Origin of the sequence: Terrabacter sp. LjRoot27, from assembly GCF_964254175.1 — a bacterium.
Classification (GTDB): domain Bacteria; phylum Actinomycetota; class Actinomycetes; order Actinomycetales; family Dermatophilaceae; genus Terrabacter.
Genome location: NZ_CAXUSS020000001.1, coordinates 3,207,822 through 3,229,922, shown reverse-complemented (window position 1 = coordinate 3,229,922; position 22,101 = coordinate 3,207,822). Strand labels below are relative to the sequence as shown.

General features: G+C 70.4%; 21 protein-coding genes. 9 read left to right on the top strand and 12 right to left on the bottom strand.

All coding sequences use genetic code 11. The features are described 5' to 3' along the window. Positions 1–40: 40 nt before the first annotated feature. The 8 genes from ACSQ2D_RS14995 to rfbB all read right to left on the bottom strand — a co-directional run bounded on the left by ACSQ2D_RS14995 (position 41) and on the right by rfbB (position 8,840). A complete protein-coding gene (locus tag ACSQ2D_RS14995) occupies positions 41–1,399 on the bottom strand; it encodes a lipopolysaccharide biosynthesis protein (protein ID WP_435986733.1) in 1,359 nt (452 codons plus the stop codon). A gap of 5 nt (positions 1,400–1,404) precedes the next feature. Next, entirely contained in the window at positions 1,405–2,535 is a 1,131-nt protein-coding gene (wecB, locus tag ACSQ2D_RS14990) for a non-hydrolyzing UDP-N-acetylglucosamine 2-epimerase (RefSeq protein WP_435986732.1), read from the bottom strand. After that, complete coding sequence (locus ACSQ2D_RS14985) at positions 2,535–3,650, bottom strand: polysaccharide biosynthesis C-terminal domain-containing protein (RefSeq protein WP_435986731.1); 1,116 nt, start codon at positions 3,648–3,650, stop codon at positions 2,535–2,537. The genes wecB and ACSQ2D_RS14985 overlap by 1 nt, the downstream gene beginning before the upstream one ends. Continuing rightward, a complete protein-coding gene (locus ACSQ2D_RS14980) occupies positions 3,647–4,690 on the bottom strand; it encodes an SDR family NAD(P)-dependent oxidoreductase (protein ID WP_435987858.1) in 1,044 nt (347 codons plus the stop codon). Before ACSQ2D_RS14980 ends, ACSQ2D_RS14985 begins: the two co-directional genes overlap by 4 nt. A 14-nt stretch (positions 4,691–4,704) precedes the next feature. Further along, positions 4,705–5,973, bottom strand: coding sequence for a nucleotide sugar dehydrogenase (locus ACSQ2D_RS14975; protein WP_435986730.1), 1,269 nt, complete (start codon positions 5,971–5,973; stop codon positions 4,705–4,707). Further along, on the bottom strand, positions 5,970–6,896 hold the full coding sequence (locus ACSQ2D_RS14970; RefSeq protein WP_435986729.1) for an NAD-dependent epimerase/dehydratase family protein: 927 nt from the start codon (positions 6,894–6,896) through the stop codon (positions 5,970–5,972). Before ACSQ2D_RS14970 ends, ACSQ2D_RS14975 begins: the two co-directional genes overlap by 4 nt. 64 nt (positions 6,897–6,960) lie before the next feature. Beyond that, positions 6,961–7,830 carry a dTDP-4-dehydrorhamnose reductase gene (gene rfbD, locus ACSQ2D_RS14965; protein ID WP_435986728.1) on the bottom strand — a complete coding sequence of 290 codons (870 nt, stop codon included), beginning with the start codon at positions 7,828–7,830 and terminating at the stop codon, positions 6,961–6,963. After that, positions 7,827–8,840 (bottom strand): dTDP-glucose 4,6-dehydratase, encoded by a 1,014-nt coding sequence (rfbB, locus tag ACSQ2D_RS14960; RefSeq protein WP_435986727.1) that lies wholly within the window; start codon positions 8,838–8,840, stop codon positions 7,827–7,829. Before rfbB ends, rfbD begins: the two co-directional genes overlap by 4 nt. 74 nt (positions 8,841–8,914) lie before the next feature. Here rfbB and ACSQ2D_RS14955 point away from each other — a divergent pair, with 74 nt between their 5' ends. Continuing rightward, complete coding sequence (locus tag ACSQ2D_RS14955; RefSeq protein WP_435986726.1) at positions 8,915–10,258, top strand: UDP-glucose dehydrogenase family protein; 1,344 nt, start codon at positions 8,915–8,917, stop codon at positions 10,256–10,258. 148 nt (positions 10,259–10,406) lie between these two features. Further along, complete coding sequence (locus tag ACSQ2D_RS14950) at positions 10,407–11,018, top strand: low molecular weight phosphatase family protein (protein WP_435986725.1); 612 nt, start codon at positions 10,407–10,409, stop codon at positions 11,016–11,018. 131 nt (positions 11,019–11,149) lie between these two features. On the opposite strand, the gene ACSQ2D_RS14945 is transcribed toward ACSQ2D_RS14950, so the two are convergent. Then, positions 11,150–12,715: a polysaccharide biosynthesis tyrosine autokinase gene (locus ACSQ2D_RS14945; RefSeq protein ID WP_435986724.1), complete on the bottom strand. Its 1,566-nt coding sequence runs from the start codon at positions 12,713–12,715 to the stop codon at positions 11,150–11,152. Between the two features lie 148 nt (positions 12,716–12,863). On the opposite strand from ACSQ2D_RS14945, the gene ACSQ2D_RS14940 reads away from it, so the two are divergent. From ACSQ2D_RS14940 to ACSQ2D_RS14920, 5 genes are all read left to right on the top strand, one after another. Further along, a complete protein-coding gene (locus ACSQ2D_RS14940) occupies positions 12,864–13,787 on the top strand; it encodes a hypothetical protein (RefSeq protein ID WP_435986723.1) in 924 nt (307 codons plus the stop codon). Between the two features lie 46 nt (positions 13,788–13,833). Next, positions 13,834–14,712, top strand: a complete 879-nt coding sequence (gene rfbA / locus ACSQ2D_RS14935; RefSeq protein WP_435986722.1) for a glucose-1-phosphate thymidylyltransferase RfbA — start codon at positions 13,834–13,836, stop codon at positions 14,710–14,712. A 13-nt stretch (positions 14,713–14,725) separates the two neighbouring features. Next, a complete protein-coding gene (locus ACSQ2D_RS14930; protein WP_435986721.1) occupies positions 14,726–15,331 on the top strand; it encodes a dTDP-4-dehydrorhamnose 3,5-epimerase family protein in 606 nt (201 codons plus the stop codon). Next, positions 15,289–15,921, top strand: a complete 633-nt coding sequence (locus ACSQ2D_RS14925; RefSeq protein WP_435986720.1) for a low molecular weight phosphatase family protein — start codon at positions 15,289–15,291, stop codon at positions 15,919–15,921. Before ACSQ2D_RS14930 ends, ACSQ2D_RS14925 begins: the two co-directional genes overlap by 43 nt. Positions 15,922–16,027: 106 nt before the next feature. Further along, positions 16,028–16,963: a hypothetical protein gene (locus ACSQ2D_RS14920; RefSeq protein ID WP_435986719.1), complete on the top strand. Its 936-nt coding sequence runs from the start codon at positions 16,028–16,030 to the stop codon at positions 16,961–16,963. A 30-nt stretch (positions 16,964–16,993) separates the two neighbouring features. Here ACSQ2D_RS14920 and ACSQ2D_RS14915 read toward each other — a convergent pair whose 3' ends face one another. Beyond that, entirely contained in the window at positions 16,994–18,091 is a 1,098-nt protein-coding gene (locus tag ACSQ2D_RS14915; RefSeq protein ID WP_435986718.1) for an LCP family protein, read from the bottom strand. 54 nt (positions 18,092–18,145) lie between these two features. On the opposite strand from ACSQ2D_RS14915, the gene ACSQ2D_RS14910 reads away from it, so the two are divergent. Next, a complete protein-coding gene (locus ACSQ2D_RS14910) occupies positions 18,146–18,739 on the top strand; it encodes a hypothetical protein (protein ID WP_435986717.1) in 594 nt (197 codons plus the stop codon). On the opposite strand, the gene ACSQ2D_RS14905 is transcribed toward ACSQ2D_RS14910, so the two are convergent. Both ACSQ2D_RS14905 and ACSQ2D_RS14900 read right to left on the bottom strand, forming a co-directional pair. Beyond that, the gene (locus ACSQ2D_RS14905; RefSeq protein ID WP_435986716.1) at positions 18,732–19,865 is read right to left on the bottom strand and encodes a glycosyltransferase; all 1,134 of its coding nucleotides are present in this window, start codon (positions 19,863–19,865) and stop codon (positions 18,732–18,734) included. The two genes, ACSQ2D_RS14910 and ACSQ2D_RS14905, sit on opposite strands and share 8 nt — an antisense overlap. Next, on the bottom strand, positions 19,862–21,046 hold the full coding sequence (locus ACSQ2D_RS14900; protein WP_435986715.1) for a glycosyltransferase: 1,185 nt from the start codon (positions 21,044–21,046) through the stop codon (positions 19,862–19,864). Before ACSQ2D_RS14900 ends, ACSQ2D_RS14905 begins: the two co-directional genes overlap by 4 nt. Before the next feature lie 70 nt (positions 21,047–21,116). Between ACSQ2D_RS14900 and ACSQ2D_RS14895 the strand changes: the two genes are divergently transcribed. Beyond that, entirely contained in the window at positions 21,117–22,082 is a 966-nt protein-coding gene (locus ACSQ2D_RS14895) for a glycosyltransferase family 2 protein (RefSeq protein WP_435986714.1), read from the top strand. Positions 22,083–22,101: the final 19 nt, after the last annotated feature.

Genomic DNA, 22,101 nt, shown 5'->3' with positions numbered 1-22,101 from the left:
CCGACGCATCCTGCCAGCTCACGCCTGATCTGTGAGGCCATCACGCTGCCTCCGCTCCGGTGAGTGATGACACAGCCACGGCCTTTCGGTAGCCAGCCACTGCGAAGGGGAGCAGCACCACCAGGTATACGGCCACGCTGACTGCAGGCACGGAAGCAGTGCCGAGCTGGCGCGCGGCCACGATCTTCAGCGGGACGGTAAGGAGTAGGAAGCAGGCCCACCCCATGGCTTGTGGACGCAGCACCGAGGCCGCGTTCTGCACGCTGAAGAGTGGCGAGGCGAAGGCCACCAGAGCCCACCAGACGACCAACCCTGCCAGTAGTGGCACCGATGGGACGTAGCCGGGGCTCAGCCAGCCGAAGACGGGACCCCTAAGCAGCACGATCCCTGCACCAACGAGTGCGACGATGCAAGCGGACCCTACTGACATCAGCCTGGTCGTGCGATGTACCCAGACGACATCACCTCGTGCAAGGGCGTCACCGGTGGAGGACCAGAACGGAAGGCTCGCGAAGGTGATGACCAGGCCCAAGGCACTAAGGGTCCGAAAGGCGACGGAGTAGTCCGCGACAGCGCGCAGCCCGAGCGTGTGGCTGATGATCAGGTTATCGACGTTGAGGGCCAATGAGGTGATCAGCGAGATGCCGAAGAACTGGGCTCCCAGTCTCAGAAGGTCGCGGGCGGTGGTCGCGTGAAAAGACCGCCAATCTGGCCTGAGATCCCTGTTGCGAGCGAAGTAGACGATGGAGTTGAGGAGCGCGGTTGCCGGAGCGGCGAAAGCAACGGCCGCAACAACGACCACCGGAGACTGTTCCGTGGCCACGGCCAATCCAGCTGCCAACAATGACGAAAGACTTCCGATCGCCTGCCAGACGTTGCTGGCTGTTGCCTCCTGAGAGGCGTACTGAATCTTCTGCACCAGTGACACCGGGATGTTGACCGCGAAGGCGGACAGGCAGGCGACTGCGATCCCATGGGCCACGTTGCGGGCTTGCGGGTCCTGGGCGTTGAGTAGTACAGGCCAGTCGAACGCTGTCTGTGCGCCCAATAGGACGGCAAGCACCACGATCGCCACCCCGGTGAGTGTTACGTAGGCGCTCGTCACCTGTTCGCGTGCTCGATGTCGCTCGCCCAGGGACAGCGAACGGGTGAGTTGCGTCAAGAGCCCGCTTCCCAAGCCGAGATCCGACCACAACGCCATGCTCGTCAGGGACAGGACGGTCATCCAGAGGCCGAAGATCGGCTGCCCGAGGTAGGCCAATGTGAGCGGGATGAGCACAAGCGGGGTGACACCCGCGACCCCCCGTGTGATCAGTGAGGTGATCAAGCCCCTGACGAGCAGGCGGGAGCGGCTCTGCGCCTGTGGTGTCGTCGGGTCCTTCACTAGGTGCTCGCTCATGGACGTTAGATGCGGATGCCGGCCCAGTCGTGGTGGCGACGAGCCGTCGACAGAATGAACCTCACCGTGCGCTCGCTTGTGTTGTCGATGAGGTAGTCGTCCGGTGTGATGTCGCTGACGCCGTCCCGGCGATACAGCGATGCCATGGCGACGCGGACAGCGGCAACACAGTCGTCTACAGAAAGTCCGGTCATCATGATGGCCCCGGTGTCGAGCGCCTCGGGACGCTCGATGGAGTCGCGGAGGGTCACGGCCGGGAATCCGAGGATCGACGACTCCTCGGCGATGGTCCCCGAATCGCTGAGGCAGCAGGCAGCTCCGACCTGGAGACGGTTGTAGTCGTTAAAGCCGAGCGGGTCGCTGAAGATCACGCCGTCGGGGGCGCTCCAGTCTGGCAGTGCTTCAAGTCGCTTGCGCGTGCGCGGATGTGTAGAGACGAAGACCGGGAGCCCGAACGCGTCGTGGACGCCCGTCAGGCATGCGAGAAGGGCAGTCAGACGCTGGGGCGAGTCGACGTTCTCCTCCCGGTGCGCGCTCACGAGGAAGTATTTGCCTTCTTCGAGCCCCTTGTCCGCCAAGATCGTCGACGCGTTGATGCCGTCGCTATAGGCGTTCAGCACCTCTCGCATCGGAGAGCCCGTCTTGATGATGCGGCGCGGATGAAGGCCCTCGGCCAGCAGATTACGTCGTGCATGCTCGGTGTATACGAGATTGAAGTCGCTGACATGATCGACGAGCCGGCGGTTGGTCTCCTCTGGCACGTTGAGGTCGAAACATCGGTTGCCCGCCTCCATGTGGTACACCGGCACCTTCATGCGGCGAGCCATGAGTGCTGCGATGCAAGAGTTCGTATCCCCGAGCACGAGAAGAGCGTCAGGTCGCTCGGCGAGGATGACGTCCTCCACCGCCGCCAAGGTGCCGCCGAGCACGCGTCCGAGACTGCTCGTGTCGACTCCGAGCATATGGTCCGGCTTGCGGATCCCGAGATCCTGGAAGAAGACCTCGTTCAGCGTGTAGTCGTAGTTCTGCCCCGTGTGCACGAGGACGTGCTCGACCGTCTCGTCGAGACGAGCGATGACGCGTGAGAGCCTGATGAGCTCCGGGCGGGTGCCCACGACGGTCATGACCTTGAGCATCAGGGCTTCTCCTGGTTGTCGTTCAACGGACGCACGGGCTCCGGAAAAGTGTCGGGCGCCTCGGGGCGGAACAGCTCATGCGACCAGAACTGGGTGAGCAGGACCGTATCGCCCGTGTTCGTGATGTTGTGCACCCAGCCCACGGGCATGTCAACGGCGCACGGGTGGGCGCCCTCCACATCGAAGTCGATGACGTCGTCCGTGAACATCTTGCGCAACGAGATGCGTGCCTGCCCGTCGATGACCGCGAAGCGCTCGATCTTGGTGAGGTGATAGTGCTCGCCACGAGTGATGCCGGGAACGGTCGTCGAGAACGACGTCTGCCCCTCGCCACCTCGGCACCGAACCGTCTCAACGAACGAGCCGCGCGCATCCGCGTGGGGAGTCAGGAGAATCGGCGAACGCTCAGGAAAGAGAGCGGCGCGGTACGTGTTGAACAGGTCAACCCGAAACTTGGTGCTGAGGTCTGGGAACTCTCCGGTCGCGTACGAGCGGTCGAACTCTTGCAGCAGGTCCAGCACTTCCTGGACACCCACCTCGGTGACGTCCGGGACGACGACGCGCGTCGGACCCTCGAGCGAGCGGATGAGCTCCTCCGCTGCGTCCTGGGCATGGAGGAGCCCAACCTGACGGTCCTGAATCTGAGGCGACGCGCCATCCCTGACAGCGTGCACGAACGTCGCGACAAACGAGTTGTACTGCGGCCGGCCATGCTCGCCAAAGAGATTCGGAAGACGGACATCGACGAACACGGAGCCCGAGGCAGCGCACGCCGCCGAAAGGACCTCCCGCGCACGCGCCTTGCCGGTGCCGTAGGGGCTCCCGTTGGAGTCCTGGATCGAGTTGGCGAAGACGATCCGGGTCGGGTAGTTGCGGTGAGCAGTGGCTGCAGCGACGTCCTCGGCCAGACGGACGTTCTCGGCCTCGATCTCGTCCGGCTCCCCGCGATTCACGCCGGCGATGTGGATGACTGCGTCGACATCACGCAACAGGTGAGCCAGATCCGGCCAGTCGTCGCGGCCCACCGCGACGACGTCATAGGCGCCCGTCGCATGAAGGCGCAGGCGGGTGTGCCATCCCAGAAAGCCCCCGGCGCCGGTCAGGGCAACCTTCATCGGCCGGCCATCGCGAGAAGCTGCTGCATCTCCGGAAGCGCCCGCACGAGCTCGACGGTCTCGGCGACGTCGAGGCGACGTGTGTTGTGCGAGTCGTAGTCCTCCACTTCGACTGCTTCTTGGTCGCCGTCCTCGACGTAGACCGAGTAGTCGAGGGATCTGGCATCAAGGGGCACGCGGAAGTATTCTCCTTGGTCCTCGGCCTTGACTCGCTCTTCCCGTGAGAGCAGCACCTCGTGCATCTTCTCCCCGTGCCGCATCCCGATGCGTCGGACCTCGGCGTCGACTCCGAGCACCGACGCAACCGCGCGAGCCAAGGTCTCCACCGTTGAGGCAGGCGCCTTCTTGACGAAGAGATCGCCCGGCTCAGCATGCAGGAAGGCGTGGTCGACGAGGTCGACGGACTCCTGGAGGGACATCAGGAAGCGGGTCATCCGTGGCTCGGTGACGGTGAGGGGAAGGCCGCTTTGGATCTGCTTGACGAACAAGGGAATGACAGAGCCGCGCGAGTACATGACGTTGCCGTAGCGCGTGATCGACACGACGGTCCGTGACTCGGGGTGATTGCGCGCGAACGCCTGCGCCGTCTTCTCCATCAGCGACTTGGTCATGCCCATGGCATTGACGGGGTACACAGCCTTGTCCGTGCTCAGGCAGACGACCGAGCCCACGCCTTGTCGATGGGCCGCTTCGATGACGTTCCGACTGCCGACGATGTTGGTCTTCACCGCCTGGTCCGGGAAGAACTCGCAGGACGGGACCTGCTTCAGCGCGGCCGCGTGAAAGACGAAGTCCGTGTTGACGAGTGCCTTCTCGACGCTGTCGTAGTCCCGGACGTCGCCGACGAAGAAGCGCAGGCGACCATCGGAGAAGGCCTGCCGCATCTCGTCCTGCTTGGCCTCGTCGCGGCTGAGGATGTTGATGCGCGAGACGCCACGGTCGAGCAGGTGCCGCACCATCGTCTTGCCGAAGGATCCGGTCCCGCCGGTGATGGTCACGGTAGCGCCGTTAATGTTGCTCACTCGGTCTTCCTTTGTCATCGCAAGGTCGGGCATCAGAGCCGGGTCACGGTCGGGGCCGTCATCGTGGCCCCGCGGGTGTCGAGGATCTTGGCGCCGCTCGCACCGATGGCGTCGAGGTCGTACTGGGCGTGCGGCTGGAGCAGCACCACGACGTCGGCCGCGGCCAGCGCAGCGTCGAGGTCTGGGGCGCACGTCAGCACGGCCGCGCTGCCTCGCGGGCTCCACTGCGGGACGAACGGGTCGTGGTACGAGACCTTCGCTCCCCACGACGCGAGCCGCGCCGCGAGCGGGTCGGCCGGGCTCTCGCGACAGTCCGCGATGTTCGGCTTGTACGTGACGCCGAGGAGCAGGACGTTCGAGCCGTTGACCGCCTTGCCCTGGTCGTTGAGCAGCGACCAGACGCGCGAGGCGACGTAGTCGGGGGCCGCGTGGTTGATCTCCTCGGCGAGCTCGACCATCCGGAAGGCGTAGCCGAGCTTGGCCTTGACGCGGTGCGAGAGGTACGACGGGTCGACGGGGATGCAGTGCCCGCCGACGCCGGGGCCGGGGCGGAAGGCCATGAAGCCGAAGGGCTTGGTCTCGGCGCAGTCGATGGCGTCCCACAGGTCGATGTCGAGCTCCTGCGAGAAGCGCAGCATCTCGTTGACGAGGGCGATGTTGACGTGCCGGAAGGTGTTCTCGAGGAGCTTGGCCATCTCGGCCTCCTTGGCACCTCGAGCCTCGACGACCGTGTCGATGAACAGCGCGTAGAACTCCCGGGCCCGGTGGGTGCACTCGGGCGTCATGCCGCCGACGACCTTGGGCGTGTTGCGCACGCCGAAGGTCGCGTTGCCGGGGTCGATGCGCTCGGGGGAGAAGGCGATGAAGACGTCGCTGCCGACGTCGAACCGCCCGCGCGTCACGAGGGGCGCGAAGATCTCCTCGGTCGTGCCCGGGTAGGTCGTCGACTCGAGGATGACGAGCGTGTCGGGGGAGAGGTGCTCACCGATGACGCGGGCGGCGCCCTCGACCGGGCGCAGGTCGGGGCCGCCCTCGGCCGCGAGCGGCGTGGGCACGCAGACGACGACGACGTCGGCGTTGGCGATGCAGCCGGGGTCGTCGGTCGCCTCGTAGCCGTTGGCGATGCCCGCGGCGAGGTCGTCGTCGCTGACGTCGTCGATGTGGGAGACGCCCGAGTTGAGCGCCGAGACGGTCGCGGAGTTCGTGTCGAGGCCGTGGACCTTGAGCCCGACCTCGGCGGCACGCAGCGCCATCGGGAGGCCGACGTAGCCCTGTCCGACGACGACGAGGGTCTTGCTCATGAGATCTCCTTGAACCAGGTGACGGTCTCGGCCAGGCCCTCGTCGAGGGAGACGGGCGACACGTCGGGGAAGAGGGCGCGCAGGCTCGCGTTGTCGGCCTGCGAGTGCTTGACGTCGCCCGGTCGGGGGTCGCGGTGCACGACCTCCGCGGCACTGCCGGCGGCGTGCTCGATGCGCGACACGAGCTCGAGGAGCGTCGTGTTGGTGCCGAACGCGAGGTTGACCGGCTCGGGGTGGGTCACCCGACGCTCGGCGGCGTCGAGGAGCACCTTGCACACCGTGCCGACGTAGGTGAAGTCGCGCGAGTTGCTGCCGTCACCGTTGATCGGCAGGGCCTCGCCGCGCAGGAGCGCCTCGAGGAAGACGGGGATGACGGCCGCGTAGACGTGTCCGGCTCGCTGGCGCGGCCCGTAGACGTTGAAGAAGCGGAACGCGAGGGTGTCCATGCCGTACGCCTGCTGGTAGCAGAGCGTGTACTGCTCGGTCGCGAGCTTGGTGACGGCATACGGGCTCATGGGGCGCACCCACTCGCGCTCGTGCTTCGGCAGCGCGGGGTTCATGCCGTAGACCGAGCTCGACGAGGCGCACGAGACGTGGGAGACGCCGGCGGCGCGTGCCGACTCGAGGAGGGTCAGCGTGCCGGTGGCGTTGGCCACGTGGCTGGCGACGGGGTCGACGATGCTGCGCGGGACGCTCCCGAGGGCGCCGAGGTGCACGACGGCATCGGCCCCCGTGACGGCGTCGTCGGTGGCGTCACGGTCGGCGACGGAGCCTTCGACGAGGCGCACGTCGATGTCGTCGACGTTCTCCCGGTAGCCGGTCGAGAAGTCGTCGAGCACCGTCACCGCGTGACCGGACTGGAGGGCAAGTCGTGCGAGGTTCGAGCCGATGAACCCGGCGCCCCCCGTGATGAGCAGTCGCATTTGCGCTTTCCGTAGCAGTCTGACCGACTTGCCCGATTCTAGGGCAGTTCGACCCCTGCTGCGGTCAGGCGTCCAGGTGCGTCCGAAGGCCCGTGCGCCAGTCGGCGACGGGAGCGATGCCCGCCTCCACGAGGCTGTGGTGCGACAGGACGCTCCAGGCCGGCCGCGGCGCCGGCCGCGGGAAGGTGTCCGTCGTCGTCGGGAGCACCCGCTCGGGGTCGAGCCCGCTGAGCTCGAAGACGGCCCGCGCGAGCCCGAACCAGGTCGTCTGCCCGCTGGCCGTGCCGTGGTGGGTGCCATATGCCGCGTCGCCGGCGACGAGACGCACGACGAGGTCGGCGAGGTCGACCGTCCACGTCGGCTGGCCCACCTGGTCGTCGACGACCGACACGGTCTCTCGCTCGCCCGCGAGCCGCAGCATCGTCGAGACGAAGTTCGGGCCGCCGGCGCCGTAGAGCCACGCCGTGCGCACGACCCACGACTCGGGGCACAGGGCCCGCACGGCCCACTCACCTGCGGCCTTGGTGCGGCCGTAGGCCGAGCGCGGCGCGACGGGGTGGTCGACGGCATACGGCTCCGTGGCCGTGCCGTCGAAGACGTAGTCCGTCGACACGCCCACAAGTCGGGCGCTGGCCCGCGAACATGCGCGGGCGACGTTGGCGGCTCCGACGGCGTTGACCGCGAAGGCGGCCGCCTCGTCCGTCTCTGCGGCGTCGACGGCCGTGTAGGCGGCGGCGTTGACGACGAGGTCGTGCCCGTCCACCGCGGCCACGCACTGCGCCGGGTCCGTGACGTCGAGGTCACCGCGACCGAGCGCCGTCACGACCCATCCGGCCGCACTCAGCGCCGGGACGAGGTCGTGCGCCAGCATGCCGCCCGCCCCGGTGACGAGCGCGCGCCCGGCGCCCGCCGGACCACCCGCCGAGGCGGTCATCGCCCGAGCCTCGCGTAGGTTCGCTCGGACTCGACCTTGGCGGCCTCCCACCAGTCGCGGTGCGTGGCGTACCACTCGATCGTCGCCTCGAGGCCCGCGCGCACGTCGCCGTAGCGCGGCTTCCAGTCCGTCTCGAGGCGCAGCTTCGTCGCGTCGATGGCGTAGCGGAGGTCGTGGCCGGGGCGGTCGTCGACGTGCTCGAACCAGTCATCGGGCTTGCCCAGCAGCTCGAGGATCATCCCGACGATCTCGAGGTTGTCGCGCTCGCCGTCGGCGCCGATGAGGTAGGTCTCGCCGAGGCGGCCCTGCTCGAGGATCGCGATGACGGCGTCGTTGTGGTCGTCGACGTGGATCCAGTCGCGCACGTTGAGCCCCGAGCCGTAGACCTTGGGCCGTATGCCGTCCAGGACGTTCGTGACCTGGCGCGGGATGAACTTCTCGACGTGCTGGCGCGGACCGTAGTTGTTCGAGCAGTTCGACACGGTCGCCCGGATCCCGAAGGAGCGGATCCACGCCCGGACGAGCAGGTCGGCGCCGGCCTTGGTGGCCGAGTAGGGAGAGGAGGGGTTGACCGGCGTCTTCTCGGTGAACCGCTCGTGGTCGTCGAGCTTGAGGTCGCCGTAGACCTCGTCGGTCGAGATGTGGTGGAGGCGCTTCTCGTGCCGGCGGATCGCCTCGAGGAGGGTGAAGGTGCCGACGACGTTGGACTCGACGAAGGGCCACGGCGAGTCGAGGCTGTTGTCGTTGTGCGACTCGGCCGCGAAGTGCACGACGACGTCGTGTTCGGCGACGAGCCGGTCGACGAGCGGCGCGTCGGCGACCGAGCCCTCGACGAGCTCGACCGAGCCGTCACCGCCCAGGTCGGCGAGGACGGGCGCGAGCGAACGGCGGTTGGCGGCATACGTCATCGAGTCGATGACGGTCAGGCCCCAGTCCGGCCGCACCTCGCGGGCGCGCAGGACGAAGTTCGATCCGATGAAGCCGGCCCCGCCGGTCACGAGCACGCGCATGGGGCCGAGGGTAACGAAGCGCCGGCAACTTCACGGCCACCAGCCGTTCTCCCGCGCTCGATATGCTGCCCGGCGTGAAGATCTCGGTCATCGGATGCGGTTATCTCGGAGCGGTGCATGCCGCGTGCATGGCCGACTTCGGCCACGACGTCGTCGGCCTCGACATCGACGAGCGCAAGGTGGCCAAGCTCGCCGCCGGCGTGCCGTCGTTCCACGAGCCCGGCCTCGAACCGCTCCTGAGGCAGGGCGTCGCGGACGGCTCCCTGCGCTTCACGACCGACAAGACCGCCCTCGCGGGCGCCCGGGTCCACTTCATCGCCGTGGGCACCCCGCAGCGCGGCGGCAGCTACGCCGCCGACATGAGCTACGTGTGGACCGCCGTCGAGGACATCATCGCCAACGCGACCCCGTCGCCCGACGGCCCGATCGTCGTCGTCGGCAAGTCGACCGTCCCCGTCGGGACGGCCCAGGCCGTCGCCGACCGCCTCGCCGAGGCCGGCGTCGACGCCGTCGTCGTGTGGAACCCGGAGTTCCTCCGGGAGGGGTATGCCGTCCAGGACACCCAGCGCCCCGACCGCGTCGTCTACGGCCTGCCCGACGACCGCGACCGCGGCGAGATCGGCCGCGCCGTCGTCGATGAGGTCTACGCCCCGATCATCGAGGCCGGCATCCCGCGGCTGCTCGTCAACTACCCGACGGCCGAGCTCGTCAAGGTCGCGGCCAACTCCTTCCTCGCCACGAAGATCTCCTTCATCAACTCGATGGCCGAGCTGTGCGACGCGTCGGGGGCGGACGTCTCTCGTCTCGCCGAGGCCATCGGCCACGACGACCGCATCGGCGCGAAGTTCCTCCAGGCGGGCATCGGCTTCGGGGGCGGCTGCCTGCCCAAGGACATCCGCGCCTTCATGGCCCGCGCCGGCGAGCTCGGCGTGGACCAGTCGCTGACCTTCCTGCGCGAGGTCGACTCGATCAACATGCGCCGCCGCGACCACGCCGTCGACCTGGCCTCCGAGATGGCCGGCGGCCGCCTCGTCGGCGTCAAGGTGGCCGTGCTCGGCCTCACCTTCAAGCCCGACAGCGACGACGTGCGCGACTCGCCGGCCCTCGACATCGCCGGCCGCCTCTGGGGGCGCGGCGCCAACGTCGTCGCCACCGACCCCGCGGGCGCCGACGCCGTGCGCCTGGCGCGACCCGACCTGCAGATCGTCGACTCCGCGGAGGAGGCGCTGACCGGCGCCGACCTCGTCATGCTGCTCACGGCCTGGAAGGACTACGTCGAGCTCGACCCGGCGCACGCCAAGTCACTCGTCGCGACGCCGCGGATCATCGACGGGCGCAACGTGCTCGACCCGCGCGCGTGGACCGACGCCGGCTGGGACTACCGGGGCATGGGGCGCAGGTCCAGCTCGATCTGGTGAGCGTGCTGTCGGGCTGACCGGCCCGGATTCGGCCCGGCTGGCAGCTTCCTGAGACAAACCCCCCAATACGGCCTTTTGGGCACGTCCGTCACAGGAGCGACACCTAGGATCGAGTCTCACCCGATCACGCCGAGAGAAACTTGGGGGCATGATGCTCGGGGAAACCCCTCGCAACACCCGCGGCATCCTATTCGTGTGCACCGGCAACATCTGCCGGTCGCCCTATGCGGAGCGGCGACTGCGACAGCTGTTGCCCGACACCGGCGTCCCGATATCGAGCGCCGGGACCGGCGCCATGGTCGGGTCCGGCATCGAGTCCGAGACGAGCGAGCAGCTGCGGCGGCTGGGCGCCGACGTCACCGGCTTCGCCGCTCGCGCGGCGACCGCGCAGATGCTCGACGGGTCCGAGCTCGTCCTGACGATGACGCGCGCCCAGCGTGGGGAGGTGGCGCGCCTGCACCCGGCCGCGATGCGCCGGATCTTCGCGCTCGGCGACTTCGCCGACCTGTGCCGCTCGTCCCAGACGTGGCGGCCGATCGTCCCCACGCATCCCTGGCTGCCCCAGGTCGTCACCGAGGCCGCCGCCGCCCGCGGCACCGTCGCGCCGCAGGAGGCGGTCGACGTCGACGTCGTCGACCCCTACGGACGCTCCAGCAAGACGCACACGGAGGCCTTCGACCGGATCGAGGACTTCCTCGCCGTGGTCGTGGCGGCGCTCGGCACGGTCGCCGGCTCCTCACGCGTCCAGACCCTGGGCTGAGACGACGGAAGACCCCGCGACCGTCCGGTCATGGGGTCTTCCGTCGTCTGCGTTCAACGAGGGCGGTTGCCCCGGATCGCCCGCGGGTCGCCCGCGGGTCGCCCGCGGGTCACCCCGCGCGTCACCCTGAGTCAGCGGTAGACCGAGTCGCCCGCCGGGAACGGCTGCTGCGGCTGCGGGCCCGCAGGCGCGGTCGTGGCCCGTCCGGGCTCCACGCCCGGGTCGACACCCGGCCTGGCGCCGGTCGTCGACGGGCGCGGGGTGACGGGGCCGAGGTCGTCCTCGGAGGCGATCGGACGACGCTGAGCGCGAGGAGACCGGTCCTTGGCCCGCTGTCGCTCGCTCTCGGGGCGGTAGTCGTACTCGTAGGTGCCGTAGCCGCCGCCGCTCTCCTTGGCCTTGACCCGGTTGAGGATGAGGCCGAGCACCGAGCCGTTGACGGCCTCGAGCGAGTCGAGCGCCCGCCGCACGTGCTCGCGCTGGGCGACGCCCGCACCGACGACGACGATGGCGCCGTCGACGATCGTGCTGAGCACGGCGGCGTCCGTCACCGGCAGCAGCGGCGGGGCGTCGATGAGGACGTAGTCGAAGCGCTCGCTGAGGTCCTCGACGAGCTGCTCCATGTTGGCCGACCCGAGCAGCTCGCTCGGGTTGGGCGGGATCGGGCCGGCGCCGAGCAGGCGCAGCCCCGTGCGACCGAAGGGCTGGAGCACGTCGTCGACCTCGACCCGCCCGACGAGCACGTCGGTCAGGCCGACCGAGCCCTCGAAGCCGAGGTAGTCGAGCAGGCGCGGCCGGCGGAGGTCACCCTCGATGACGACGACCTTGAGGCCGGTCTCGGCGAGGCTGAGCGCGAGGTTGGCGGTCGTCGTCGACTTGCCCTCACCGGGCAGCGAGGACGTGACGACGATCGACTTCGGCGGGTTGGCGACGTCGATGAACTGGAGGTTGGTGCGCAGCGAGCGGAAGGCCTCGGCGCGCTGCGACCGCGGGTCGACCTGGACGATGAGCGGGTGGGCCGATGCGTCGGTGTCGAAGGCGATGCCACCGAGGATGGTGCGGTCGGTGACCGCCTCGAGGTCCCGCTGGGACTTCACGGACTTGTCGAGCACGTCGCGCAGCAGGGCGACGCCGAAGCCGAGCAGCAGGCCGAGGACGAGACCGAGCGCGAGGTTGCGGGTCGGCTTCGGGCTGACCGGCGTCGTGTCGACCGCAGCCTCCTTGACGACGGTGACCTTGACCGGGCTTTCCTGGCCCTGCTTGCGCTCGATCTCCTGGATCGTCTGGGGGAAGACGTCGCCGACGGCCGCGGCGATGCGCTGGGCGCTGGCCGGCGAGCCGCTCGTCACGCTGACGTCGATGATGACGGTGTCGAGCGGGATCGTCGAGGTCACCTGCGAGGCGAGGCGGTCGGCGGTCGTGTCGAGCCCGACCTTCTTGATGACGGGGTCGAGGACCTTGGGCGACTCGAGCAGCTGCGAGTAGGACTTGACGCGCGCCTGCGTGAAGGTGTTGCCCTGGGCGAGGGAGGAGGTCGTGTCGTCGCCCGAGGTGGAGACGAAGAACTGCGTCGTCGCGGCATACGTCCGTGGCGTCAGCGCCGTGTAGGCGGCCGCCAGGCCGAGGGTCACGAGAGCCACGGCTGCGATGATCATCCACCGCTTCCTGATGACGTTCAGGTAGTCCTGCAGCTCCACAGTCGTTTCTTTCTCGTCGGTCGTGCCCTGGTGTCACGACTCAGTCGGACATTTCCGACACATCACTCCCGCGCATCCTAGTGCCGCCTGTCCGAGATGCACGGATTCAGTCCAGTGGGTCCGTAGAGTGAAGGTCGTGATTCGGTGGATGTCGGACAATTCGGTGGGTCGGCTGGCGCTCGTGGGCCTGCTGGCCCTCGTCGTCGTGGACCTACTCCTCGTCGCGCTCGCCTTCCGTCCCGACGCCGCGGGGGCGTCCGCGCAGGCCCCGACGCCCGTGTCCACGCCGACCACCACCGCCCCGACGAGCAGCGCAGCGCCGCCCGCCGGCGTGACGCCCGTGCGTGAGGTCATCGCGGCCGTCGACGGCAGGCGCGCCTGGCGCGGGACGCTCGGCACGTGCCGCGACGGCGGAGCGAGCCTGACGGTCACCGCCGACGGTGGCCGCACGTGGACCACGCGGTCCGCCCCGGTGCAGGCCCTCGGGCGCGTCCAGCCCGTCGACGCCGACCGCGGCTTCGTCATCGGGGCCAAGGGTGCCGGGTGCTCGGTGGGGGAGTACGCCACCGACGACGACGCCGCGACGTGGCGAGGCCCGCGCGACGTCGAGGGTGGCTGGTCACGCCTCCCGGGCAGCGACCCCACCACCGTCATCACCCCGAAGCGTCCTGACGCCCGCCCCTGCGGCAGCACGACCGTCGTCGACCTCGCCCGGGTCAGCGCCACCCGGGCCGTCGTCGTCTGCGCCGACGGGCGCCTCGTCCGCTCGAGCGACGGCGGCGGGAAGTGGACCACGCTGGCCAGGGTCGAGGGCGCGCTCGCCGTCGGTGCCCGTGACGACGCCGGCACGGCGGCCGTCTACGTCGCCCGCGCCACCGACGACTGCGCCGGCGTCGAGGTCGCCAAGGTCTCCGGCGCGGCGGCCTCGAAGGTCGCCTGCGTCAAGACCTCTCTCGGCGGCGCCGACGGCAAGGTCTCGATCAGCGTCGTCGACGAGGGCGGCTGGCTCGCCGTCGCCGACGCGACCTGGCGTTCCGACACGAGCCTCGAGACGTGGCGCGCGGTCGCGTGACGCACCCGTCCACGACGACGTCGCCCACGGCATACGCTGGCCGACCATGAAGGGGATCATCCTCGCGGGGGGCACGGGCAGCCGGCTGCACCCGATCACGCGCGGCATCAGCAAGCAGCTCATGCCCGTCTACGACAAGCCGATGGTCTACTACCCGCTGTCGACGCTCATGATGGCCGGCATCCGCGAGGTCCTCGTCATCACGACCCCCGTCGACGTGGAGCAGTTCCGGCGGCTCCTCGGTGACGGGTCGCAGTGGGGCATGTCGATCACGTATGCCGTCCAGCCGCGTCCCGAGGGCCTGGCCCAGGCGTTCGTGCTCGGTGCCGACTTCATCGGCGACGACCGGGTGGCCCTCGTCCTCGGCGACAACATCTTCTTCGGCCCGGGACTCGGCACCCGCCTCGCCGACCACACCGACGTCGAGGGCGGCCACGTCTTCGCCTACCGCGTCGCCGACCCCACGGCCTACGGCGTCGTCGAGTTCGACCCGGACGGGCACGTCATCTCCATCGAGGAGAAGCCCGAGCACCCGAAGTCGAGCTATGCCGTGCCGGGCCTCTACTTCTACGACAACGACGTCGTCGACATCGCCCGCCACCTGACGCCGAGCGCCCGCGGCGAGCTCGAGATCACGGCGGTCAACGACGAGTACCTCCGTCGCGGCACCCTGTCGGTCAGCGTCCTGCCCCGCGGCACGGCGTGGTTCGACACCGGCACGTTCGAGGGGCTCATCGAGGCCAGCCAGTACGTCCACGTCGTCGAGGCCAGACAGGGCCAGAAGATCGGCTGCGTCGAGGAGATCGCCTGGCGCAACGGGTGGCTCGACGACGACGGCATGCGACGGCACGCCGACGACCAGGCCAAGAGCGGCTACGGTCTCTACCTGCACGCCCTCCTCGCCGAGGGCAAGGACACCCCGTGAAGGCAAGGACCTGATGGACATCCGCCCGCTCCGCATCGACGGGGCCTTCGAGATCACGCCGCGCCAGTTCCCCGACGACCGAGGAGTCTTCGCCGAGGGCTTCCGCGTCGACCGGCTCGCCGAGGCGATCGGCCACGAGCTGCAGGTGCGCCAGACGAACATCTCCGTCTCGTCGGCCGGAGCCCTGCGCGGCATCCACTTCGCCGACGTCCCGCCCTCGCAGGCGAAGTACGTCACGGCGACGAGCGGGGTCTTCGTCGACTTCGTCGTCGACGTCCGGGTCGGGTCACCGACCTTCGGGGAGTGGGACTCGGTCGTGCTCGACACCGTCGACCGCCGGGCCGTCTACCTCGCCGAGGGGCTCGGCCACGCGCTCGCCTGCATCGAGGACGGCACGGCCGTCTACCTCTGCTCGGAGGTGTTCACCCCCTCGGTCGAACGCGGCATCAACCCGCTCGACCCGACGGTGGGGCTGCTCCTGCCCGACGGCTTCACCCCGGTGCTCTCGCCCAAGGATGCCGCCGCCCCGACGCTGGAGGCCGCCGCAGAGTCCGGGCTCCTGCCGACGCTCGAGGCATGCCTGGCCCACACCTCCTCGCTCGCCGGGGCCCGCCGGTGAGGTCGGTGGGTCGCGTCCTCGTCATCTGCACGGGCAACGTCTGCCGCTCGCCCTACCTCGAGCGCCGCCTGCGGCAGCTCCTCGACGGCCAGCACATCGAGGTCGAGAGCGCCGGCACGCGCGCCCTCGTCGGAGCCGACATCGAACCCGGGTCGGTGGCGGCGCTCGAGGCTCTGGGCGCCGACACGACGGGCTTCGCCTCGCGCCAGCTGTCTCCCGCCATGCTCGACGCGGCCGACATCGTCATCACCGCGACGCAGAAGCACCGCGCCGACGCCGTGGCCCTGCACCCGCGGGCCCTGCGCAAGACCTTCACCCTCGGTGAGCTCGCCGACCTCGTCCGCGACGCCGACCTCGACGGAGCGGCCGCGGGGCCCGAGGCGGCGGCGGCCGACCGCGACACGCCGTGGGCCGCGATCGTGGCCGAGGTGGCTCGTGGCCGCCGAGGGCTCAACCCGGCACGCTCCGCGGCCGAATCGGACATACCCGACCCATACGGACGCGGATCTGCGGCTTATGACCTGATGTCGACCGAGATCGAGTCGCAGCTGCCCGTCGTCGTCGCAGCCCTCACGCCTCCCGCCGTCTGACACGAGCGCCGATCCGAACGCGGACTGCCGCGTCCGACAGCCGGATTCGCCCCTAGCATGTCCCCGGGGGAAGGGTCATCAGGCGTGTCGAGGGGAAGCTGGAGCAATGAACAACCGAGTGGCGACGGCAGGTCTCGTCGCCTTCCTCGCGGTCGACGTCGCGCTCGTCGCGCTCGCGCTGCGGTCGGGCCACAACGTCTCGGAGGCGCCCGCCCCGGTCTCGACGACGCGCACCGCGGCGTTGACGACGAGCCCGCCCGCGACCGGCACGACCGACCCGACCAAGGGCACGACGCCGGCGGCGGCCAAGGCCGTCCCGGTCACCCGGCTCGTCTCGGCGCTCGACGCCGCGACGGCCTGGCGAGCCACGACCGGCGCCTGCGACGCCGGGGGAGCGACCGTCGAGGTGACCGCCGACGGCGGCCAGACCTGGACGAAGGTGCGGTCGCCCGCCCGGGCCCTCGTGCGCGTGCAGCCGCTCGACGAGGCCCGCGCCTTCGTCATCGGGGCCGGCGCCGACTGCACCCCCAAGCAGTACGCCTCGCGTGATGCGGGCCAGACGTGGCAGGCCCCCACGGCGGTCGTCGGGGGCTGGGCCCGCCGCCTCGACGCGCCGACCCAGGTCCTGGCGCCCCGGGAGACCGCGGCCACGCCCTGCGGTGACGCCGTCGTCGTCGACCTCTCCCGCACCTCGGCGACCCAGGCGCAGGCGCTGTGCGCCGACGGTTCGGTCGTCGTCACCGAGGACGGCGGCACGACGTGGACCGACTCCGGTGACGCGCCGGGCGCGGTGGCGCTCAGCAACCTCCTCGTCGACGGCTCCCTGAAGACGTATGCCGTCCGCATCGTCGCTGCGTGCAAGGGGGTCCAGCTCGTCGAGGTGGCCAAGGGCCGCAACGCCGACGTCGTGGCCTGTGTCCCCGTCGCGAACCCGGAGCGCGGCAGCGTGGGCCTGTCGGTCACCGACCGCGCCGGCTGGATCGTCTCCGGCAACCAGACCTGGCTCTCGCAGGGGGACCTGAACTCGTGGAAGCGGGTCTGACCCCGGCCGACCGGGCGGCCGCGACGGCTCCTACTGGTAGGCGTTGAGCTCGTCGTTGCGGATGGCGTCACCGAGCTCAGCCATCTTCACCTCGTCGACGATGTCGATCGACGCTCCGGCCGGGCTCGTGCCGAAGCCGGTGAAGGGCGCCGTGATGAACCGGATGTCGCCGCCGCGCAGGTCACGCAGCGCGAGCGCCTCCGAGCGCATCGTGCCGACGTCGAGCTTCTGGTCGACGGTGAGGTTGGTCGTGGCCGCCTCGACGAAGTCCTTGAACTTCACGGGGTTGAGCAGCACGTCCTTGTTCAGCGTCTTGAGCATGAGCGCCTTGATGAAGGCGAGCTGCCGCTGGCCGCGGGAGATGTCGCCCTCGCTCAGCTGCTTGCGCTCCCGGACGAAGGCCAGCGCCATCGCGCCGTCCATGTGCTGCACGCCCTCGGTGAAGACGTACGGCGGCTGGTTGCTGCCCTCCTCGACATTGACGTCGACGCCGCCGACCGCGTCGGTCATCGCCTTGAACCCCTCGAAGCCGACGAGCGCCACGTGGTCGATCCGGATGCCGAGCATGTTCTGCATCGTCTTGACGAGCAGCGGGGGACCACCGAACGCGTAGGCGGCGTTGAGCTTGTTCTTGCCCTTGCCCGGGATCGAGACGTAGAGGTCACGGGGGAAGTGGATCAGGGTGACGCTCGAGTGGTCGGCAGGCACGTGCACGAGCACCATGACGTCGGACCGGCCGCCGACGCGGCCCGGCCCGGCGTCGCTGCCGACGACGAGGTAGTTCGTGCCGTTGCCGACCGGCTGCGCGACGACGTTGCCGTTCTTGTCGGTCGGCTGGCTGCCGGCCGACTTGTCGTCGGGCAGGAGCAGCTCCTGCTTCACGTTGTTGGTGACGATGTGGTTGAGCCACGCGAGGTAGCCGCCGACGGCGAGCACGGGGACGAGGAGCAGCACGAGCGCAGCCACGAGGACCTTGCGGTTGCGCTTCTTCTCCCGGCGGCCGGACCCACCGTCGGCGGGCGTGCCGCCCAAGTCGCCGGACCCGCCCGAGCCCCCGGAGGAGCCGTCGCCGGCAGCGACCTGCTCGGAATCGAACAGGTCGGTGTCGCGTTCTCGGGTGCTGTCCACGGCGCCAAGTGTAGGTGTCGGGAGTCGTTCGCACTGCTGCTTACACTGTCCGCCATGCCCGGAGCGCGAGGAGAGACCCGACGTGTGAGCGCCGACCTCCCCGTCGCGGTCGGGGCGGTGCTGGGCTTCGTGGTCTACGTCTGGGTGCTCATGCACGCGACGGTGCCGCTCGTGACCGTCTTCGGCTTCGCCTCCGACGGGCACCCCAAGCTGTACGCGGCCTTCCTGGCCGCGCTGGCCGGACTGCCCGGGCTCCTGCTGACGCTGCCCCGGGCGTTCACGCCGCCCGCGTCGACGGTGCAGCCGTCGGTCCGCAGTCGTCGTCAGGCCTCGGCCCTGAGGCGCTCCTACGTGCGGACCGACGTCCTCGGCCTCGCGGCCCTGCTCCTCGCCCAGGTGCCGCTGCCGGCGCCGTGGGGCCCCGCCGGCAAGGCCGCGACGATCGCCAACATCACGAAGTCCCCCGAGATCGTCGAGCTGAGCGCGATGTTCGCGAACTACTCGCTCGCGATCTTCGCCGTCGGCATCCTCGGAGCCGTCGTCGCCAAGGTCTACAGCCACGCGGCGGCACTGCGGGTCCTCGCGATCATCCTCGTCGTCGGGGCACCCGTCGTTGCCTGGCTCCTCGTGGTGCGCGCCGTCAGCTGACCGACAGGAGGCTGTCGACCTCCGCCCGGATCCGCTCGCAGAAGCGCGCCTCCGAGAAGCGCTCGGCGTGCGCCCGGATCGCGGCGGCGTCCCAGGCCCGCTCTCGGGCGGCGACGAGGGCGGCCCGGATCGCCGGCACGGTCGGCTCCTCGAAGAACGTCCCGTTGACGCGCTCGTCGATCGTGTCGAGGTAGCCGCCGGCGTGCAGGGCCACCGTCGGCAGCCCGAAGGCCGCGGCCTCGAGCGGCGTCAGCCCGAAGTCCTCGAGGCTCGGCGCCAGCAGGGTGCGCGCGTGGGCGTACGTCCAGCGCAGCTCGGCGTCCGACAGGCCCGAGACGATGCGGACGTTGTCCGGAGCCTCGGCCCGCAGCCGCGCCTCGAGGGGACCGGCGCCGACGACGACGAGCCGCTCGGGGAGGTCGCGCACGGCGTCGACCGCGACGTCGACGTTCTTGTACGGCAGCAACCGTGACACGACGAGCAGGTAGCCGTCGTCGGCCCAGTCGGCGAGCGAGGCCACCGCCTCCTGCGGGTCGGCCGGGTCGATGCCGTAGGGCGGGGCGAGCACGTCGGCGTCGATGCCGTATGCCGCCGCGACGCGTTCGCGGACGACCGTCGAATTCGCGAGGTAGCGGTCGGCGGACGCCGCGGCACGCCGGTCCCAGCGACGCAGCCACCCGCCGAGCAGACCCAGGACGCGCGCCTTCGCGGACCAGCCGGCCTCGTCCCCGAGGTAGGCGTCGGCCTGGTAGAGCCAGCGCGCCGGGGCGTGGCAGTAGACGAGCTTGCGCCCCGTCGTCGGCACGCCGTGCGCCCACCCCGAGCTCGACACCACGACGACGTCGGCGTCCACGCGGAGGCGCGACACCGCATACGGCAACAGGGGGAGAGCGGACCGGTGGTCACGACGCAACGGGCCGCTGCGGTCGATGGGGGAGACGACGACGTGGGCGTCGCGGAATTCCGGGTAGGTGCCCTCCGGGTCGTAGAGCGTCGTGTGGATCGTCGCGTCGGGGAAGGCGCGGTGCAGCGCCAGGACCACCCGCTCCGCGCCGCCGCGCTGGGTCAGGTAGTCGTGCGCGATGGCGACGCGCGGTCGATCGGCCGTGGGCTCCTGTCGGCTCACGAGGCGGCGTCCTCCCAGATCAGCGTCACGGTCTCTGCGGTCCGTTCGAGGTCGAAGCGCTCGGAGACGTCGGCACGGGCGCGGGCCGCGCGCGCCAGCGCCTCCCGGGGGTGGTCGATGACGTCGATGAGGGCGCGTGCCAAGCCCTCCTCGTCGCCGGGGGCGACGAGGAGTCCGGTCTCTGCTCCGGGAGGGGCCGTCCGCACGATCTCGTCGACGCCGCCTCCGCGGGTGGCCACGACGGGCACACCCCACGCCATCGCCTCCGTGACCACCTGGCCGAAGGGTTCGGGGACCGTCGACGCGTGGACGCACACGGACAGGGCGTCGAGCTCGGTCCGCGGGTCCTCGACGAAGCCGACCAGCTCCACACTGGCCCCGAGCGCGAGCCGGTCGATCTCGGATCGGATCGCGCGCTCGTGCTCCTCGGCGCCGAAGGCCGCGGCCCCCAGGAGCCGGAACCGGGTCATCGGGCGCGCGTCGACGACGCGCCGGGCGGCGCCGACGAGGACGAGCTGGCCCTTGGTGGGGCTCAGCCGGCCCACCATCCCGACGACCGGGTCCCCGTCGGGCTGGGCCTGACGGGGAGTCGCGGCCAGCTGGCCGACGGCCAGACCGGGGTAGGCGACCACGAGGCCGCGGGCTCCGGGCAGCGTGGCGGCCGTGGCCTCGGAGTTGACGACCACGGCACGCGGCACGGAGCGGGCGAGGGCTCGCACCAGCCGCACCGTCCGAGCCGGCAGGTAGTCCTCGGCGATCCGGTCGTGGACGTGCCAGACGAGCGGTTTGCGCAGCAGCAGCGCCACCGGGACCGCGAGCAGGTCCGCCTTGAGCGACGTCGTGTGGACGACGTCGACGTCGAGCCGACGCACGGAGGCGACGAGCCGACCGAGGAAGGCCGCCCCGGCAGCAGCACCGCGCACGACACCGAGCGGTCCCGCGGCTCGGCTGATGTCGCGCACCGTCGGGTCCAGGGGCACGACGACGACCCGGTGGCCGGCGTCGCGCAGCCGCTCCTCGAGAGGCCCCGACGAGAAGAGGACGACGACGGCGTCGACGCGCGCCCGGTCGACGGTGCCCAACAGCCTCAGCAGCGCGAGCTCGGCCCCGCCCAGCTCCGCCGTGTGGTCGAGGATCGCCACGCGCACGGGACGGGGCGGACGAGGGGCGGCGGGAGGCACTCCCCGAGGCTACCCACGGACCTCGTCGAACTCGGTCGATCCGTGGAGGTTTGCTGACATACTTCCGCACATGCCGGCCTCCTCGCCCTCCGTCGACGTGGTCGTCGCGACGTTCAACCGCCCCGACAACGTGCGGATCTGCCTCGAGCACCTCGCTCGCCAGACGCTCACGCCCGACGAGATCGTCGTCGTCGACTCGTCTCCGCACCGGCTGACCGCCGACGTCGTCGCCGACTTCCCGGGCGTGCGCTACATCCGCAACGACGCCGGTCCGGGCACCCTGGCCACCTCGCGCGCCATCGGCGTCGCCGAGACCCGGTCCGACATCGTCGCCTTCGTCGACGACGACGCCTACGCCGAGCCCGACTGGCTCGAGAACATCGTCGCCCGCTACGCCGACCCGGCCGTCGGTGCCGTGGGCGGTCGCGCGAGCAACGGCCGCCCCGGCGAGGAGCACGAGGGGCTCGACGCCGTCGGACGCCTCCTGCCCGACGGCACGCTGACGGGCAACTTCGCCGCCGACACCGGTCGCGACCTCGACGTCGACCACGTCCTCGGCGCCAACATGTCGGTGCGGCGCTCCGCGCTCGACGAGATCGGCGGCATCGTCGACCTCTTCCCGGGCACCTGCCTGCGCGAGGAGAGCGACATCATGCTGCGTCTCGGCCGAGCCGGCCATCGCATCGTCTACACGCCGACGGCCCTCGTCGAGCACGTCGCGGCGCCCTACACGCGGGGGCGCCGCTTCGACGTGCGCTACACCTTCTACGGGCACCGCAACCACGTCGTGCTGCTCGCGCACACGTTCGGCATGACCGCCCCCATCCTCCGTCGCTACTACGGCACGGCCCTGCAGGGCGTCGGGGGCAGCGTCGTCGAGGGCGTCAAGACGGCCGTCGACGGCGAGCGCTCGCCGCGCCAGCGGGTCCGTTCGGTGGGTGGCAAGGCCCTGCACGCCTCCGCGGTCCTGGGCGGTCTCGCGGTGGGGACCACCGCCGCCGTCCGCACCCGACTCGGCGACCGTCGCCCGGGCTGAGGTGCCTGCCACGGATCCG

Bases quoted from the DNA above. Each gene is read 5' to 3' on its own strand.
- ACSQ2D_RS14950 (WP_435986725.1), top strand. From the start codon at position 10,407: ATGATGCTCGGGGAAACCCCTCGCAACACCCGCGGCATCCTATTCGTG.
- rfbB (WP_435986727.1), bottom strand. From the start codon at position 8,840: ATGCGCGTGCTCGTGACCGGCGGGGCCGGCTTCATCGGATCGAACTTC.
- ACSQ2D_RS14925 (WP_435986720.1), top strand. From the start codon at position 15,289: ATGCCTGGCCCACACCTCCTCGCTCGCCGGGGCCCGCCGGTGAGGTCG.
- ACSQ2D_RS14930 (WP_435986721.1), top strand. From the start codon at position 14,726: ATGGACATCCGCCCGCTCCGCATCGACGGGGCCTTCGAGATCACGCCG.
- ACSQ2D_RS14940 (WP_435986723.1), top strand. From the start codon at position 12,864: ATGTCGGACAATTCGGTGGGTCGGCTGGCGCTCGTGGGCCTGCTGGCC.
- ACSQ2D_RS14995 (WP_435986733.1), bottom strand. From the start codon at position 1,399: ATGAGCGAGCACCTAGTGAAGGACCCGACGACACCACAGGCGCAGAGC.
- rfbD (WP_435986728.1), bottom strand. From the start codon at position 7,830: ATGACCGCCTCGGCGGGTGGTCCGGCGGGCGCCGGGCGCGCGCTCGTC.
- ACSQ2D_RS14975 (WP_435986730.1), bottom strand. From the start codon at position 5,973: ATGAGCAAGACCCTCGTCGTCGTCGGACAGGGCTACGTCGGCCTCCCG.
- ACSQ2D_RS14970 (WP_435986729.1), bottom strand. From the start codon at position 6,896: ATGCGACTGCTCATCACGGGGGGCGCCGGGTTCATCGGCTCGAACCTC.
- ACSQ2D_RS14985 (WP_435986731.1), bottom strand. From the start codon at position 3,650: ATGAAGGTTGCCCTGACCGGCGCCGGGGGCTTTCTGGGATGGCACACC.
- ACSQ2D_RS14980 (WP_435987858.1), bottom strand. From the start codon at position 4,690: ATGACAAAGGAAGACCGAGTGAGCAACATTAACGGCGCTACCGTGACC.
- ACSQ2D_RS14910 (WP_435986717.1), top strand. From the start codon at position 18,146: ATGCCCGGAGCGCGAGGAGAGACCCGACGTGTGAGCGCCGACCTCCCC.
- ACSQ2D_RS14920 (WP_435986719.1), top strand. From the start codon at position 16,028: ATGAACAACCGAGTGGCGACGGCAGGTCTCGTCGCCTTCCTCGCGGTC.
- rfbA (WP_435986722.1), top strand. From the start codon at position 13,834: ATGAAGGGGATCATCCTCGCGGGGGGCACGGGCAGCCGGCTGCACCCG.
- wecB (WP_435986732.1), bottom strand. From the start codon at position 2,535: ATGCTCAAGGTCATGACCGTCGTGGGCACCCGCCCGGAGCTCATCAGG.
- ACSQ2D_RS14895 (WP_435986714.1), top strand. From the start codon at position 21,117: ATGCCGGCCTCCTCGCCCTCCGTCGACGTGGTCGTCGCGACGTTCAAC.